The organism is Candidatus Nitrosocosmicus oleophilus, from assembly GCF_000802205.1.
Lineage (GTDB): Archaea > Thermoproteota > Nitrososphaeria > Nitrososphaerales > Nitrososphaeraceae > Nitrosocosmicus > Nitrosocosmicus oleophilus.
The window spans coordinates 138,577-154,945 of record NZ_CP012850.1 but is presented as its reverse complement, the minus strand read 5'-3'; the positions used below and the strand labels follow the sequence as shown (position 1 = coordinate 154,945).

The following is a 16,369-nucleotide window of genomic DNA, read 5'->3' as shown; positions in this document are numbered from 1 at the left end:
GCTGGTTCCTTGTCGTCTTTGATAGGATCTGCGGTAGAAGTCGAAGTCAGTAATACTTTATTATAGTCAGGTACTATGATAATATTATCATCATCTATTTTTCTTTCAAAGATCCGTACATTGGCAATCTCGCTATAACTATCAATAATTCTGTCGTCGACACCTGACGGAAAAAGAATCCTTACTAAATATTCGACCTTGTTTTTTCCTTTAGAAATTCTAGGATACTATGGGTTTCGCTTATTCTCAAAGAGGTTAAATTACAAAATAAAATAGCGATCTCGTATTTTGCACCTTTTATTATTTCATTAATACGATTTTCAACCAATTTGAAATCTTGCATATTATCAGTATGCAATTGATCCTCCTTGAGAAGTTCTCCTTTGGTTTCAACTGAAATATTGTTATCATATTTTGCTGCATAGCCTGACATTTCCAGCAATCGGCTGTAGTACTCTGCAGAGTTTTCGCTTAATATTTGAATCAGTTTATAATACCAAAATAATGAAGCTAGAATGCATAGATAGGCCAACGCCCACATCGCTTTCCATGTCCATTCAGTCTTTGAAAGAAATTCTTCATCAACAATCGCTGCGGTTAAGTAGATGAGATCTGTGATGGTTGCTAATATCAGGAAAGAGGTAAATAATATCCAATGATAGATATATGGGTTACTTCTGGGTAACTTGGTTAGAATGAGTATTGAAAGAGAGAGTAAAACGATATCACCATAGTTAGTTATGGTACTAATCACTATGTCGGGCAATTGGATTTGAAAATTTACTTCTTGACTAAAAATTTGGATAGTTGATATTACAGGCAAAATAGATGCTAGTGTTACTACAATTACTATCGAACTATGTTTTATAATGCCGTTTCTGTTTATAGTCTTAAATGATCTGTAGGTAAAAAGAATTAGAGGCACATATCCTGCAACATAGAAAATTTCTCCGATACCCGGGTATGGAGCATCTATACCCAAGACAATTTGATAATACGTGTAGGAGAATTCACCAAGGAACCAGAGGGATACTCCTACGAAAACGAGTTTAAATTTCTGAACTTCTATATTTCTGGGATTTGAAAGTATTATAAACAGTGCCATACAGGTGGATGATCCCAACAAAACTGCTGAAGTTGTGCCTATGTATCTATCATCGTTAGTATTATATAGTATTATATGTATAATTACGATAGCTGCAGCTATTGCAATAATAAATCCGAAGAGCAAATACTTCGTTTTATACTTGATTTGAAAAGCAGATTCAATATTTTTTGCTCTGCTCAATTGAATGTCAATCTTCTACAAATTATTTAAATTCATCGACAATTTATTGTACAATGCAGTTTAATTTGATGTGTCCTGATCCTTTGTACTGTCATATCATTTTCATTTTGTCTCTTGCCGATATTAGTTTGACTCTAGTGTTCGTATGATTTCCTTAGCACAATGCTCATCTACAGGGTTGGTAGTTTAGTTTTTTTCGTAATGGTATTAAAAAAATTTCAAGGTATTATGTATCTATATTAATACAAATATAGAATGATTTTACAGCAGTAATATCAAAAACATTCTAAAAGTCCAGCCCAATCAAAGATAACCATGAGTATTACACAAATAAAACGAGGCCGTCGTTATTCTGAGTACGAGTTCCTATCTCATATATCTTCACATCTTCACATTTCTATCTTGTAAATTTCCGTGTGTCTCTCCTAACTGGATTTAATTTCACTGTGATCATCCTTTGCGATATTTTTCATCTTACATGGGAATATTGAAGGAATCTTCTGCTTTGTCGCCTAACTCAACATATTTAGCTGGAATGAACAGATTGATTATTTGTGATAGACTGGCCCTCTTACAATCGCTCATTAGTTCAACGCGGTGAGATCCTCTTCTCGTATGATTTCCTTGATGGTTGGGGTTCAGAGATAGAGAATATGAATATAAACAAAAAGGGTAAACCATTTGTATTTCCAGATTCTTTCATCTTGGCCATTGGTTACATTCGCTATTTATTTCACCTACCATACAGACAAACCCAAGGTATAATTAAGGCCACAGGAAAAAGGTTACCTGCTAATCCACCAAGTTATGGTCACATCTGTAAACGAATCAACAAGCTAAACATCGATATTAAAAGAGACAAGATGGATGACGATGATGACCTAATAATATCAATAGACAGTACAGGTATCAAGATTACTAACAGAGGTCAGTGGATGGATGAGAAATGGAATACACAAAATAGAAAAGGATATCTCAAGATCCACGTTGCTGTAGACATAAAGACCAGGAAAATCATTGCTTTGGAAGTGACAGATGAGAAGGTACATGATGGGAAAATGCTAAAGAAACTAGTCAATCATGTTTTGGATTCGAGAGAACCAAACACTGTAAAGATAAAATCGGTACTAGCTGATGGAGCCTATGATTCAAATCCAAACTTTGTGTATCTTGAGGACAAAAAGATCAATCCAGGTATAAAGGTAAGAAGGAACTCTATTGTTTCTCCTAAAAACAATAGGTTAAGGAACAACGAAGTAAAGTTACAAGCAAAGGATCTGTTGAAATGGAAGACAAAAAGAAAATACGGACAGAGATGGATATCTGAAACTGTGTTCTCAGCTATAAAGAGAATGTTTGGTGAATACACATCAGCAAACAGGTTTCAAAACATGGTAAAGGAGATCATGATAAAAGTATCATTGTATAACATTTTTAGAAGAATATAACATGATGATCATGATGATAACCGGAGAATAAGGAATTATGCAACAAAGCAGAATCTTCCCATTATTCTCCTCTAGATTAGCAAGTATACTAGATCATTTGAGGTATTCAGAAATAAAGTCTCTATACTTTAGTTTTAATTCTGCAGATAAATGCATGTAAGATCTAACGATGCGTCTGCAATTCTTATTTTTACAATGACACTTCAAATACCATCCATTTTCACTTTCCGAAGTCGAATAATCAAAAGTCACTTCTTCACCTTCTTCGATATTTTTCATTGCAACAATATTTACGGAATTTCTGATCCCAGAGTTTGGATTGCAAGAATGATTTATGTACAGCCAGGATTACTTCTAAGCGGAGCGATCCACTGGTATTTTTCTATTTGTAACCACCTGGAGCCTACATAGTAAGGATATCTACCCTTTTTCAATGTTCCTTCCCAGGTGAAAATATGATCTCCTTTCTTAAAGTTTACCTTTGTAAAAAGCCCTTCACCTGTGCCACTCGTTTTCCCAACATATAGCTTCTTCCATGTCAAAGTCTTTTTCACCAATTCTTAGTAACTATAGCATAAAGAAATGTCATAAGCCAAACTTGATAATATTGATGATTAGATCTATTACAGTATCGCCTCTACTTTATAGCCTCTTCTATTTGTCAGCCTATCAAGTCTTTTTAGTACAAAAACAGCAGTTTCTTTAACTGCATCGCTAGGATCATCTAACATCTTTCTCAAATCCTCCTTACATTCGTGGGCTCGCATCAAACCCAAAGCTTCTATAGCTTCGTGTCTTACAAGTTCATTTTTATCATTTAGAGCAGAGTTAACTAGGTAAGGAATCTTCGCTCTCATGTTTCGCACGCCAATTTGAAAAGCAGCCTCATGTTTTACAATCCCATTATCGTCATTAAGCAAGACCCAAACCATCAGGTCGGCTATTTCAGCAAAAATAGGATCACTTGTGTCAATCACTTCAGTAATCTCTCCTGCAAGCCAAACAGAATCCCATCGAATGGATTCGTCTCTTTCGTTTCTTAAAATATATGTAATTTTGTCTAGTCGCTCTCTAGGTGGCAATTTTCTCATGTCATACTCATCGAAGATAATTTCCATTAATGGGTCAGTTGTTTGAGAAGAATTATTTAAGGTTTTTCGCTTGTTCTTGGCTCTCCCATCGTGAGAATGTATCAATAAATAGAAGAACTCAAAGGAAAAGTAATGAATCTATGGGATGTATGAGGTAGATGTTGCTCTTTGAACTATGTTTTCAAATCATAGACAAAACCACTCTTTGTTCCAATATTGACATTCATCCTATCCAATCCGGATTATCGGAATCTTCTTAATTGTATTTAATGTTGGAAATGCATTCCTTGTCTTTCTCAAATAAAAGGTATTAACAAGACAACTAAAAAAATACGTATTGTATTGACTGATAGATGGAGTTTCGATCACTCTTAATTTTAGGTTGAATCGATATTTTACCATTGGCTTGATAGTGAAAATTCTTTATTTGGTATGTTCGTGACAATCCTAAATTGTTACTTTATCGGCATTTTATTTCAACCTACCTTTATAATCAAGTTTGTTACTATTTCCAATGGATGCGAACTAACAGAGTTGTGAGGATGATTGTCCTGGGTATCTACTCGTCGTCAGGTTGGCATTTCATATACCTTCTAAATTAATTCTCAAATAATGTTATCTAGGAGTAAAAATGATTATTATAGTTGACTACTATCTTAGCTTCACTACAAAACTCACTTTTGGTAGTGGATTCTTCAAAAGATGGGTGGAGAGTTCGAGAACACTTAAAAGGGTTGAGTCCGAGCAGCCTGGCATTGGATTCTCAAAACTCTAAGAGAGCGTATTGTGGTACTTTTGATAATGGACTTTGGAAAACTGATGATGGCGGTGATACATGGGAGAAAACCTCGTTAAATACCTCTGGTTGTAACATTATGTCTCTTGCTACAAGCCCTATGGAAAAAGGTGAAAAGGAGTTTGACAAGTTATTTGTAGGAATGGAACCAAGTATAATTTATTCGTCAATTGATGGAAGTAGCATATGGGAAAAAATCGATGAATTTAACAAATTACCTTCATCTTCGGCATGGTCATTTCCTCCCAGACCATGGACTCATCACGTTCGTTGGATAGAACCTGATGTAAATAATAAAGACTATATTTTCGTTGCAATTGAGGCAGGAGCACTAATCAAGAGTACTGATGGAGGTAAGTCGTGGAAAGACAAAGTAAAAGACGGACCATATGATACTCACACGTTAAGAACTCATAAGAAGGTTCCACAAAGACTTTACTCTGCAGCAGGCGATGGATATTTTGAAAGCAGAGATTATGGAAATACATGGTATAGAGAAAATAAGGGATTAGGAAATCATACTTATCTTTATGGTGTTGCGGTAAATTCAGATGATCCTTCAAATATAGTAGTATCAGCAGCTAGTAATGCTTGGAAGTCACATGCTATTCAAGATCTAGAGACCTTTGTATATAGACGTGATTCTAACGGAGAAAATCAAGAATGGACGTTGTCTAATAATGGTTTACCTGAATCCAAGGGAACAGTAATTTCTATTCTTCAAGCTAATCCCAAGATCAAGGATGAATTCTATTGTTTGAATAACAGGGGAATATACAGCTCAGTAGATTCTGGAATATCGTGGAATGTATTGGATATTCCTTGGTCTAGGGAATATTGTTTACAACATCCTTGGGCTTTGGTGGTTAGAGGATAGATTGCCATCGTTAAAACTCGCTGGATTAGAACATTATGTATAATTAGCTTTAATCATAAGAATAAACATGAAAGACCCCCAGACCAAGAAACAGATTTTTAAAAATAGGGGGGACCAAGGAATACAGATTTTAAGGGAATACGTAGAAAAAAATCAAGATATTTAACAATCACAGAGATTTAGCTTTCATTCTTTTCTTTAGTATCAACATCAAACAATGGATTTAATATTTTATTAAAATAACTTATCAAGAGATTTTTAATAATTGAATCCATCTCTCTGTATCATACTATATAATCAATCCTAATAGGGGAATACCAGCTAATAAGATATAGAGATAACCATGCCATTTGTCAACATGGGATTGGGTAGGAATGGTTTTTACCATAATATCATTTCTCATCTATAATTTTTGGATAATTCAAAGTTAACAGTGAAATGACTTAGATACTCAAAATTTATGAATTCAATCCCCTTTCTATATATGATGACTTGTTTTTTATTGGGTTCGTGTTTTATCTCTAAATCATCAACCTGATTATCTTTTGATATAATTACATCAGGCCTAGTAGCGTTTTGACCATATAATGAAAGATATTCTCTACCTGAATTTATATGCAGATTATAGTGAGCACTTTCAAAGGTATGATAAGTATCTGGTGTTTTGTCAATGAATTCTTTGAGTTTTGTTCTCATAATTGCTCAATATGATTACCAAATATTAAGTATTTTAGATTAAATATAATTATCAATCAACCTACTACGTTTACGAGGTTAGGAGAGGTGAAATACAGTGGAAATTATACTTTACTCCAATTTTGAAAAATAAAGCAAAAGTCTAGATTTAAACTTGTGACACTGATAGAAGGTTCTGTTCATTAATTGAAACTATTTTTGTATTCGACATATACCAAATTATAAAAAAATCAAAAAGACAATTGCATTTGTCATTCATTGTGCATAATAGTTTATAAAATTATCAAATTGAATTATTTCTGTTATTTGTTTTCAAAATTTATTTTGGTTACACATTCCTTAGAAGAGTTATAAATAAAATATCAATATCAAAAAATAGTTTGTAGATATCTAAGTCTAGAAAATCAAAAAATAATAAGGGGAGAAGATTCAATTTTATAAATGAAAATCTTTACTCAAAAATACTCAAAATTATTCTATTTGACAACTGCATTATTTATAACCCTTGGGATTGCAGGAATAAATTACAGTTATTCTCAACCAACTCCTCCTGCCACTTCAGAGGTAAATCAAACTGATCTCCAATCACAGAATCCATCCTCAACCAGTACATCAAATCAAGTTACGATTCCACAATATACTAGTTGGAATCAAACTTTGTTAAACGAACCTGCTAATGTTTTTTGTAATGATAATGGAGAGTGTGGAAGAATAGTTGAAGTTGTTTTTGAAAGTGCCAATACCCTAGCTCTAGAATCATTCAATAATTATCACATTTTTAGGCTTGCAGATTTGATAAAAAATGTAGATGAGTTTCAAATAATTGACGTATCTACAACACCACAAGAAGGAGGCATCAAATATCTAGTCGTAATGTCAAAATAAAAAAATATTTAGTCCTCTGAAAAACTCCGATGTTGTAACTTATCTTAATAGATAAATTCCTCTTATTTGTCAAAGCTTAACTCATTGCCAAACGCTCGGATTTCGAATTTATGGATGCTTTATTCAGTCATCGCTGCCGCAATCGGAATTCAGAAGTTGCGTTTGATCGTGTTGGACTTGCGGTGAGATGCTCCAGGATAAGTATAGTATGCGTCGGCAAAGGTCTCGTCTTGGCCTCTACAGTCCTCATTCAAGTTTGCGCCAGTAGCGGTATCAGTGAAGAAGAACATCTCGTCTGGACCGACTACTCAGCCGCCACTAGGAGCGCTGATAAAATCTTCAGACCCATGGTCCTCACCCCCCTAACCGCCAATACACCGTTCGATTTGGTACGAAGCCGGAACCGCTGACGTTCAGCCGGTAGCCCTAGGGAGACCGTTCAATCGGGGTAATGGAAAGTTCTACTACTTCCAACACCATAATACCCAATTTATACAGTCCATTTTTCTGTCATAAGTATTCTTATTCGTTGAACCATGTTTAATAATCAAATCTCTAGCGCCCCGTCGAACCATTTTGAATGCTTTAGTAAGTTGACATCCTCACCGAGAAATCAAAATAAAAAGTCCACATATGACACAAACTTATTGGTTCAGGGATTAAGTCAATTCATCAGAGCCATAAACATTTATGAAATTGTTATATATATCACCTGTAATAACACAATATAAAACATGTTCTCAATAGTTTTTGCAGGATTAATTTTTACGCTTATGATTCTAATTTCATCAAAAGGAGTGGACCATGTCTTTGGAGACAGTGTGATTTCGACCATTTCGGTAGAAAAATTTCCCCAAGCAATAGTATTTAATCCAGCTAACAACAACATTTACGTAGCTAATCGTGATTCAGGAACAGTTTCCATTATTGAAAGTACTAATAATACTGTAATTAAAAACATTGAGGTGGGTATGTCACCACAAGCAATAGTATTTAATCCAGCTAACAACAACATTTACGTAGTAAATAAGATTTCTAACTCTATTTCAATAATTGACAGTAATACTAATACTGTTATAACGGAAGTTGATGTTGGCCGTGATCCAGTTGCATTGGAATTTAATCCAGCTAACAACAACATTTACGTAGTAAATAAGATTTCTAACTCTATTTCAATAATTGACAGTAATACTAATACTGTTATAACGGAAGTTGATGTTGGCCGTGATCCAGTTGCATTGGAATTTAATCCAGCTAACAACAACATTTACGTAGCAAATTCCGGTTCCGGAACTGTTTCGGTAATTGGAGGATCAAATCAAACATTACTTGGCAATACTGTGGTCGGTACCGAACCTGTTGCATTGGAATTTAATCCAGCTAACAACAACATTTACGTAGCTAATCGTGATTCAGGAACAGTTTCCATTATTGAAAGTACTAATAATACTGTAATCAACAATCTTGAGATGGGCCTGTTACCGCAAGCAATAGTATTTAATCCTTCTAACGAAAATACCTATGTAGCAAATTACGGTTCCGGAACTGTTTCGGTAATTGGAGGATCAAATCAAACATTACTTGGCAATACTGTGGTCGGTACCGAACCTGTTGCATTGGAATTTAATCCAGCTAACAACAACATTTACGTAGCTAACGTGGTATCAAATTCTGTTTCTATTATAGACAGTATTAGTAATGATATATCAGAAACAGTAAATATTAATAATGTGCCATTAGCACTGACGTATAATCCTTCAAACAATGGGACTTACGTAACGGGTACGCTCACTGGGACGGAAGGTTTAGTAACCTTAATTCACTAATTTGCATGCGTTTCAGAATGCACTTTCAGAATCATGAATTTTTGATACATCGTTCTTCGATGTCTATGTAGTAAATGCCAAAACCTCTATCTGAAATTTGGATACAAATGAAAATTGGATGAACTTGGCATATTATGTAGCCGTCATAAAGTGAAAGACTACTTCTACAAAAAAAGTTTCATTCTTTTTACCCGTAACCTGCTAAAAACCCATGATTGAATAGTGAAATAAACTATTCAACTAAAATTATTTCTTTAAATTTCTATTTGGATCCCACTGAGCCATCAGGATTGGGAACAAACTTATCAATGCTTTGCATCTTATGATATCCTTCATTTATTTTAGCAGCATTAGATAGGTAATTATCTTTAATGAGGTCTAATTGACCGATCATTGATTTTTTTGATTCCTCATTTAGAGTTAAAAAATCTGATTCCATCTTTTCAATATTTTTCCCTATTTCGTTATTTCCAAACATGCTAGAATAGCTTTTCATTATAGATGCATTCGTTTTGATCATTTGTATATGCTGATTATATGCATTTTCAATCATGTTTTTCAATTGAGTATAATAAAGTTCAATGGATTGTATATGTTGAAGATATGCATTTTCAATCATGTTTTTGAATTGAGTATAATTTAGTTCCATGGTTTGTTTTTGCTGATTATATGCATTTTCATATATGTTTTTAAATTTTTCATTTTCAGTCATAAAATATTTTAACTTGGTAAGAATAATTATATAAGTATTGTTATTGTTATTTATTGATTAGGCACAGTGCACTCAAGCCTTTTCAATTCACGATCATAATAACCACAAATAGATTGGACCGGTTATCTAATTTCACCAAGTAAATTGGGTATTGTCGCTAGTCACTTCAGTTTATTAAAACACATTCTAATCAAGGTCATTCTCGCTTGGTTTCTTTATCTTTAATTGGGAGATATTTTTTAATATTTTTTCTAATTCGAATCCATGCTTGTTTAACTTCATAATTACGTAGCAAACTCTCAGGCTCTCTTAGTGTACCTGATTGCTTTTGCTAAATCATATTGTATTGTTGTATTTTACATAAAATTCGAAATAGTTGTAAAATTTGTTATAACAATACAAAATGTATAAATATTTCGCTATATTGCATTGAATAGTGAATTATCAATTCATTCCTGTTATTTTTATGCTTTTAGTATTAGCGATATCACCTTCAAGTCTAGCATTTTCATCTACGTCTTCTAATTCAGCTGGAGATAAGAATGACTTTCTCAATATCAGAGAAGCAACGATAGGTGCAGATTCAGACGAAATGAGTGCATTTCTTGAAACTCATGGACACATCCCAACGAATGGTGATGGAGGTGCCTTTGGATATGGTGTATTAACTGACTAGGGATTAGATGCTGTGGTAGTTAGTACAACTCATGCAGGAGTTCAAGATAGTGAAGAACAATCAAATGCCAGTGATCCAGTATGGCATAATCACTATGTAACATTGAGCCAAGATTCTGATAATTGCGGAAATGATTCAAAGGTAGAATCTATAACTTTTGAATCCCCCGGAGAGGTCGATATTAGAGATGACAATGCTGACCTGACAAAACTTCCATCTTCATTCTCAGGCACAGATGCCTTGAGTGGAGCTGACCTGACAATAAAACCTGGAACCAGCGTTAAAGACGTAGTGTCTTTTAAACTGGCACCACAATTTAACGATAATGGTGAGTTGGAAGCTGTATGTGTAACTAATCTCCAATCCGCCGAGAATATTGTATTCGATAATAACAATGGCAATAGTAATAGTGACAGTAGTAATAGTGACAGTAGTAATAGTGACAGTAGTAATAGTGACAGTAGTAATAGTGACAGTAGTAACGACGATAGTTCTAGTTCTAGTTCCAATGATGATAGTAACGAAGCATCTCAAGGAATACGCCAATCACAAATATCAACCCAACTCGGTGTTTGTGTATCAGGTGACGGCACCTTTTTTTCATGTAACAATCTAAGTGACCAAAGTCAAACAAACACTGGAAACAACGCAGCAGCACAAAGTGGTGGCAGCGATGACGATGACGATGATGACAACACAGCTAACCAAGGAATAGATCAAGCACAATCTTCTGACCAAAATGCTCTATGTGTATCAGGTTCGGGAACTTTTGATTCTTGTAACAATTTCAATGCACAAAACCAACAAAATAGCGGAAACAATGCACTGGCACAACAAGATGGTAGTGGTAGTGGTGGCAATTCAGCCAATCAAGGCATAGGCCAATCACAATCCTCTAACCAAGGTAGTGATGTAGTATCTGGTGGCAATACTGCTGGTTCTGGAAACAACGCAAACATACAAAGTCAAACAAACACTGGAAACAACGCAGCAGCACAAAAAGGCGGTAGATAGTGTTGGCAACACAGCCAATCAAGGCATATACCCATCACAATCCTCAGCACAATGATACCAGTAGTTTCCCATTGTAGATATATTTGTCAGTAAGTATCATTATAGAGATCAATTAACGGATTCTGTATCCAGTTTTTCATTTACATGGCATTGGTATATAGTGTCAAGTTAAATAGGAACAACTTTACTTTTTCAAGTCTGAGAAGATTCAATACATACTCCCAAATCAATACAAAGATGAATAAAATCGTTTTTGTATTAACTTCATTTGCATTGTTTAGTGGTTGAGTGCAATATCTATGATCACAGTCACAACTTATAGAACAAGTATCAGCACGACAAGCTAGGGGAGAGCAGCCCATTGCATTTGTTACCCGGGATACTACTAAAGAGTCCGATTTATGGTAGGATCGTCTGAATCGCTTTATTTGAACCCGATTTCATTAAAGAAGGTAGTAAAATCTTTCTTTTGATAATCAAAGTAAATAATCAATAGCATTTTCACATACCTAGTGCAATCCCGTTTGGTTAATAAATTATAATGATAAAGTTTATCCTGCGACTGCAACATAGATGGGAGTTCCTAATACAACTTTTCTGTCTTCACCACCTGCAACTAGTCTTTGGGCCAGAAATTCCAGATCTTGTAAAGGCCCCTCCATTTGATGTGTTGCAAGCGATACAGCCTCTAGATAAGATTCATCGTTGAGAGCAAATGCTCTACTCTGTCCCTCTATCTCATACTTATCTCCAGGAGTCAAAGGAATATTTAATTCCACACTTAATTTGTTTGCTAACGCAAAAGATAATGAATGCGATTGAGCATGAGAACCTCCTCTTTCTTTTTCTAAAACATGATGCATTGATCCACCGAGGCCCAATACTGTTCCAGTATCGGTAATACCGCCAAAATAAACCAATTGTGACTTTTCATCCCTACCATAAGAGCCCCAACGCATAGGAAGCATTCCCTTGAAATATTGTAGGGGGGAATCTACTGTCCCGACAGTACCTTCCTTTTCTATATAACTAGAAACTAAATCTAATTTGTCATAGAGCGTTTTTCCACTATCCGGAATTGCTGTTAAAGTAGAACCAAATCCAGTATTAATATTCGATTCATCATCAATGTTGTCCAAGATGGTTTTTAGTATTTGAGGATAAAGCATATCTATTTTAGTTTCAGAAACGTATAGATACTTCATATTAATTTCACGATTTTGTATATATCATACTAAAATGTAAACTTTTGGCGTCAAATCAAATTTTTTTTTGAGTTGATACCTGCTACATAGTCATCATACCATGACAAAATACCTTCAATAGATTTACATTTTAAGACAAATTGATTATCTAATTGTATTCATGCTGTCTACTGGAAAATAACAACTACGGCTACAAAACTGTGATCCATCTGTATGTAGTAAGGATTTGATTCGAACAGCCTTGTATGGTATTAAAGTAATTGCAACTATCAAGAAGTTATCCAAACTAAATCGACCGATAACTAAGGTCACGATTCATGGTTTATCAGATTAAATATCTTACAAGAAAAGCATATCGAAAACCCCAATATCCTATAATTGGTGAAACTGATAAATTAACAGAACATCAGAGAATGATAGGTTAGTAAAACTAAACATTACTTCAAAAATTCAGTATATTACAGTTTAAATCCCCTGGAGACATTTTTTGACAAAACGTGAATGGAACCAGTTCAGACTCGAAAAATTAAATGAGCAATATCAAATATTTATCCTGTTTTAAATTGCATCACGACTTTTTATCACAAGGAACTTAAGCCCCATAAATGAGAACTGCTTAATCTGGATCTTGATAATTCAATACCAAATATGTCAAACTTATTATATAGAGTATCTATTAAATGGTTAAACAAAAATAAGATGGATAATGGCCGACCCTAACGCTAAGAAACTGTTTTGGTTTTTATTTGCAGGGTCAAGGGGCGGCATGAATCGAATCTCTATAATAGAACTGCTATTTGAGCAACCATACAATATCAATCAATTATCTGATATTATCAAAATTGACTATAAGGCTATACAACACCATATACACGTGTTGGAAAAAAATAATTTAATTACAAAAGAAGGAGAAAAATATGGTATTTTGTACTTTATATCAACTTATTTAGAGGTAAACATGGAGGCATTTAAAGAAGTAAGAGATAAAATCCAAAAATCCAGACTAAACAAAACCTAGATTAGAATATGGAACAGATCTGGAAATAAATAAATAAATACATACACTGCAATTACATACGATTTAGTTAAATGGATGTTTGGATGGGTACAATCAATGCACTTATCAATTTGGTGAATTTGGGATTACTAGGTGCTTTGGTTTTTACATTTGCAAAAATTTACCGAAACAGCAGGGCCAACTTTACTTTAGGCTTGATCTTCTTTTGCAGCTTACTTATGATAAACAGCATAATATCTGTTTATTCATATATTATCATGTCCATGCTGTTTTCGGATGTACTTGTACCTTATCTGCTAACCATTTCCATTGCTGAAATGGCGGGCTTTATCATATTCCTAAAGATAACTCTGGAATAAAATCCAGAGTCAATCATCTATTCTCGTTTTCGAATTGTTGTTTTTTAGGAGCAGTGTATGACTCACCGGTCCTTTAAATAAAATCAAATATCCTTTTTGTCAATTAAGATCTGGTATAGATTTGGTATAGATCTGGAAATAACTATTAATGCATTTTTATGATTAATGTTTCCATGAACAAAAACCTTTTGATTTGTATTGCATTGACAATTGTAATTGCAACCACGGACCTTACAAAGAAAGGAGGTTGGTGATGTTATATTGGCATTAGAAACTAGCGTTTTACTCTCAGGTCTTGCAGGTCTTGGCTCATTTCTTTCTCCATGTATTCTGCCCATTATTCCTGGATTTTTGTCCTATCTGTCCAGCTCATCAATTAGAGAGGCAACAAATGATTACATTCAAAATGTCCAAGGTAACCACCAAGAAAATAAAAATCAAAATAGTAATCAAATAGTATTTATTTCAAAAAAGGCACGACTAAATATTTTTATCAACACAGTTTATTTCGTACTGGGATTTTCACTCGTATTTTCAGTATTGGGTGTCATTCTGAATAGTATTTTTGCTACTTCCATTGGAAATAATTTTCAACAATATTTGTCCTACATAGGAGGGATTGTTATTATCGCATTTGGTACAAATTTGATTTTATCTTTAAAAATAAGTCGACTTAATATGGAAAGAAAGTTTACTAAAATTCCTAAATTCAAGACAAGTTATATCACTTCCTTTGTATTTGGCATAGCTTTTGCCGCAGGATGGACCCCTTGTGTAGGACCCATCTTGGGCAGTACTTTTACATTAGCTGCCACAAACCCTGGAACGGCTTACAACTTGTTATTGGCATATTCATTAGGTTTGGGAATACCGTTCTTAATTACAGGAGCGTTTTTTTCACAAGCAACCGGAGTAATCAAGAAGCTGACAAAACATTTAAAATATTTCAATCTCATAATGGGGAGTATTCTAATAGTAATAGGATTGTTAATATTTTTCAACCAATTAACCCTTTTCGTTAATATTCCATTCATTGGACCGCTGATTGGCAATTGACGATTAGGAGATGAGATGATTAAATTATGAACAAAGATAATATCAGTGCAATTCTTACTGCCGTTGCGGTAATCTCGTTAATTACTGGATTTGGGATTTACTTTAACTTTTATGTAAATACCTCTCAAAGCTATTTACAACAAAAGCAATTAGAAGACATGGTCGACAAGTCATTAATTAAGAGTGGTGATCTGATAACCGTAAAGTTAAATAAAACAGCGTTTACTAGCATAGATAAAAGTGGGTTTGTAAAGGCTCCTGAATTGACTGGAATTGATTCTTACATAAATACAGCAAACAACCAACCTGTAAAACTGTCAGATATAAAAGGCAAGGTAGTACTTTTGGATTTTTGGACATATACCTGTATAAACTGTATCAGAACTATTCCATATCTTAACGATTGGTATGATAGATATTCAGACCAGGGTTTTGTTATTGTCGGGGTACATTCACCAGAGTTTGATTTTGAAAAAAATCTGGTGAATGTACAGGATGCTGTTAAAGAATTTGGTATCAAATATCCTGTAGTCCTCGACAGCGAACACAAGACATGGGATGCTTATAGCAACAATTACTGGCCAAGACATTATCTTATAGATTCTCAGGGATATATTAGAGACGATCACATTGGAGAAGGTGGATACAATGAATCCGAAAAAACTATTCAAACACTACTTGCAGAAAGGGCCTCATTAGAAAACCAGACCGAAATAACATTTAACCTAAACAAATCAATGCTGACTAATATGACATCAGATAGTCTTGATTATACAAACCTTAGTCAAAATCTCTCGCCTGAAATATATCTTGGATATTCTACGGCCAGATCCCCGTTGGGTAATATAGAGAGCTTCCAACCGGATGAATCAGTAGACTACAAATTTGATCCAAATAAAACGTCATTGGAACCTAATATCGTATACTTTGACGGAATTTGGAAGAACAATAAAGATAATATGGAATTAATTAGTGATGATGGTAAAATCATTCTGACCTATTACGCAAAAGCGATCAACATTGTTGCATCAGGTAATGGTCAGCAAGTGTCTATTTCGGAGAACAACAGGTCAAAAATAGACACTGATAATCACGCTATTGATATCGGAAAGGATGGAAACGTTACGGTGGACAAACAACGGCTATACAATGTAGGACTTTACGACGACTATGAACCAAGATCTATAATCATTGATGTTAAAGGCAAGGGATTTCAGATATATACTTTTACATTCGGATAAGACCGGAACGATCTGAAATTCGATACATATATCAAACCATTTAATTCAATTTTAGGATCTTATTTTGCATGATTACAACTAACTGTACTTTGCAAAAAAATATTCCAAAACCAAAACCAATATTTGGAATAGATTTGGGTCTAATAGGGAAGATCCCTTATTACCTTTCAATCTAATCTGT

General features: G+C 34.2%; 17 protein-coding genes. 10 read left to right on the top strand and 7 right to left on the bottom strand.

Annotated features, from left to right (window positions below; genetic code table 11):
* Nucleotides 1-184: 184 nt before the first annotated feature.
* Entirely contained in the window at nucleotides 185-1,288 is a 1,104-nt protein-coding gene (locus tag NMY3_RS00795) for a hypothetical protein (protein WP_196817062.1), read from the bottom strand.
* Nucleotides 1,289-1,842: 554 nt separating this feature from the next.
* Between NMY3_RS00795 and NMY3_RS00790 the strand changes: the two genes are divergently transcribed.
* On the top strand, nucleotides 1,843-2,736 hold the full coding sequence (locus NMY3_RS00790; RefSeq protein WP_196815659.1) for an IS5-like element ISThar1 family transposase: 894 nt from the start codon (nucleotides 1,843-1,845) through the stop codon (nucleotides 2,734-2,736).
* Nucleotides 2,737-2,829: 93 nt separating this feature from the next.
* Here NMY3_RS00790 and NMY3_RS00785 read toward each other — a convergent pair whose 3' ends face one another.
* From NMY3_RS00785 to NMY3_RS00775, 3 genes are all read right to left on the bottom strand, one after another.
* Entirely contained in the window at nucleotides 2,830-3,015 is a 186-nt protein-coding gene (locus NMY3_RS00785) for a hypothetical protein (RefSeq protein ID WP_231100163.1), read from the bottom strand.
* Nucleotides 3,016-3,068: 53 nt separating this feature from the next.
* On the bottom strand, nucleotides 3,069-3,290 hold the full coding sequence (locus NMY3_RS00780; RefSeq protein WP_196817061.1) for a hypothetical protein: 222 nt from the start codon (nucleotides 3,288-3,290) through the stop codon (nucleotides 3,069-3,071).
* 69 nt (nucleotides 3,291-3,359) lie between these two features.
* On the bottom strand, nucleotides 3,360-3,932 hold the full coding sequence (locus NMY3_RS00775; protein WP_231100162.1) for a HEAT repeat domain-containing protein: 573 nt from the start codon (nucleotides 3,930-3,932) through the stop codon (nucleotides 3,360-3,362).
* Nucleotides 3,933-4,471: 539 nt separating this feature from the next.
* Here NMY3_RS00775 and NMY3_RS00770 point away from each other — a divergent pair.
* Entirely contained in the window at nucleotides 4,472-5,500 is a 1,029-nt protein-coding gene (locus NMY3_RS00770; protein ID WP_196817059.1) for a WD40/YVTN/BNR-like repeat-containing protein, read from the top strand.
* 399 nt (nucleotides 5,501-5,899) lie between these two features.
* Here NMY3_RS00770 and NMY3_RS00765 read toward each other — a convergent pair whose 3' ends face one another.
* Entirely contained in the window at nucleotides 5,900-6,196 is a 297-nt protein-coding gene (locus tag NMY3_RS00765) for a hypothetical protein (protein ID WP_196817058.1), read from the bottom strand.
* Nucleotides 6,197-6,637: 441 nt separating this feature from the next.
* On the opposite strand from NMY3_RS00765, the gene NMY3_RS00760 reads away from it, so the two are divergent.
* Together NMY3_RS00760 and NMY3_RS00755 are read left to right on the top strand one after the other, a co-directional pair.
* A complete protein-coding gene (locus NMY3_RS00760; protein ID WP_196817057.1) occupies nucleotides 6,638-7,081 on the top strand; it encodes a hypothetical protein in 444 nt (147 codons plus the stop codon).
* A 734-nt stretch (nucleotides 7,082-7,815) separates the two neighbouring features.
* On the top strand, nucleotides 7,816-8,907 hold the full coding sequence (locus tag NMY3_RS00755) for a beta-propeller fold lactonase family protein (RefSeq protein ID WP_231100161.1): 1,092 nt from the start codon (nucleotides 7,816-7,818) through the stop codon (nucleotides 8,905-8,907).
* 262 nt (nucleotides 8,908-9,169) lie between these two features.
* On the opposite strand, the gene NMY3_RS00750 is transcribed toward NMY3_RS00755, so the two are convergent.
* Nucleotides 9,170-9,619: a hypothetical protein gene (locus NMY3_RS00750; RefSeq protein WP_196817055.1), complete on the bottom strand. Its 450-nt coding sequence runs from the start codon at nucleotides 9,617-9,619 to the stop codon at nucleotides 9,170-9,172.
* A gap of 436 nt (nucleotides 9,620-10,055) precedes the next feature.
* On the opposite strand from NMY3_RS00750, the gene NMY3_RS00745 reads away from it, so the two are divergent.
* Nucleotides 10,056-10,295 carry a hypothetical protein gene (locus tag NMY3_RS00745; RefSeq protein WP_196817054.1) on the top strand — a complete coding sequence of 80 codons (240 nt, stop codon included), beginning with the start codon at nucleotides 10,056-10,058 and terminating at the stop codon, nucleotides 10,293-10,295.
* Between the two features lie 12 nt (nucleotides 10,296-10,307).
* Nucleotides 10,308-11,309, top strand: a complete 1,002-nt coding sequence (locus NMY3_RS00740) for a hypothetical protein (protein WP_196817053.1) — start codon at nucleotides 10,308-10,310, stop codon at nucleotides 11,307-11,309.
* A gap of 551 nt (nucleotides 11,310-11,860) precedes the next feature.
* Here NMY3_RS00740 and NMY3_RS00735 read toward each other — a convergent pair.
* On the bottom strand, nucleotides 11,861-12,514 hold the full coding sequence (locus NMY3_RS00735) for a DUF7019 family protein (protein WP_196817052.1): 654 nt from the start codon (nucleotides 12,512-12,514) through the stop codon (nucleotides 11,861-11,863).
* A 703-nt stretch (nucleotides 12,515-13,217) separates the two neighbouring features.
* Here NMY3_RS00735 and NMY3_RS00730 point away from each other — a divergent pair.
* The 4 genes from NMY3_RS00730 (at nucleotide 13,218) to NMY3_RS00715 (ending at nucleotide 16,188) form a co-directional block, all read left to right on the top strand.
* Complete coding sequence (locus tag NMY3_RS00730) at nucleotides 13,218-13,532, top strand: ArsR/SmtB family transcription factor (protein WP_425319415.1); 315 nt, start codon at nucleotides 13,218-13,220, stop codon at nucleotides 13,530-13,532.
* An 83-nt stretch (nucleotides 13,533-13,615) separates the two neighbouring features.
* Complete coding sequence (locus NMY3_RS00725; RefSeq protein ID WP_196817050.1) at nucleotides 13,616-13,891, top strand: hypothetical protein; 276 nt, start codon at nucleotides 13,616-13,618, stop codon at nucleotides 13,889-13,891.
* A gap of 261 nt (nucleotides 13,892-14,152) precedes the next feature.
* Nucleotides 14,153-14,947 (top strand): cytochrome c biogenesis CcdA family protein, encoded by a 795-nt coding sequence (locus NMY3_RS00720; protein ID WP_196817049.1) that lies wholly within the window; start codon nucleotides 14,153-14,155, stop codon nucleotides 14,945-14,947.
* A 26-nt stretch (nucleotides 14,948-14,973) separates the two neighbouring features.
* A complete protein-coding gene (locus NMY3_RS00715; protein WP_196817048.1) occupies nucleotides 14,974-16,188 on the top strand; it encodes a thioredoxin family protein in 1,215 nt (404 codons plus the stop codon).
* The last annotated feature ends 181 nt before the right edge of the window (nucleotides 16,189-16,369 follow it).

Bases quoted from the DNA above. Each gene is read 5' to 3' on its own strand.
- NMY3_RS00785 (WP_231100163.1), bottom strand. From the start codon at position 3,015: ATGAAAAATATCGAAGAAGGTGAAGAAGTGACTTTTGATTATTCGACT.
- NMY3_RS00765 (WP_196817058.1), bottom strand. From the start codon at position 6,196: ATGAGAACAAAACTCAAAGAATTCATTGACAAAACACCAGATACTTAT.
- NMY3_RS00760 (WP_196817057.1), top strand. From the start codon at position 6,638: ATGAAAATCTTTACTCAAAAATACTCAAAATTATTCTATTTGACAACT.
- NMY3_RS00755 (WP_231100161.1), top strand. From the start codon at position 7,816: ATGTTCTCAATAGTTTTTGCAGGATTAATTTTTACGCTTATGATTCTA.
- NMY3_RS00750 (WP_196817055.1), bottom strand. From the start codon at position 9,619: ATGACTGAAAATGAAAAATTTAAAAACATATATGAAAATGCATATAAT.
- NMY3_RS00735 (WP_196817052.1), bottom strand. From the start codon at position 12,514: ATGAAGTATCTATACGTTTCTGAAACTAAAATAGATATGCTTTATCCT.
- NMY3_RS00725 (WP_196817050.1), top strand. From the start codon at position 13,616: ATGGGTACAATCAATGCACTTATCAATTTGGTGAATTTGGGATTACTA.
- NMY3_RS00715 (WP_196817048.1), top strand. From the start codon at position 14,974: ATGAACAAAGATAATATCAGTGCAATTCTTACTGCCGTTGCGGTAATC.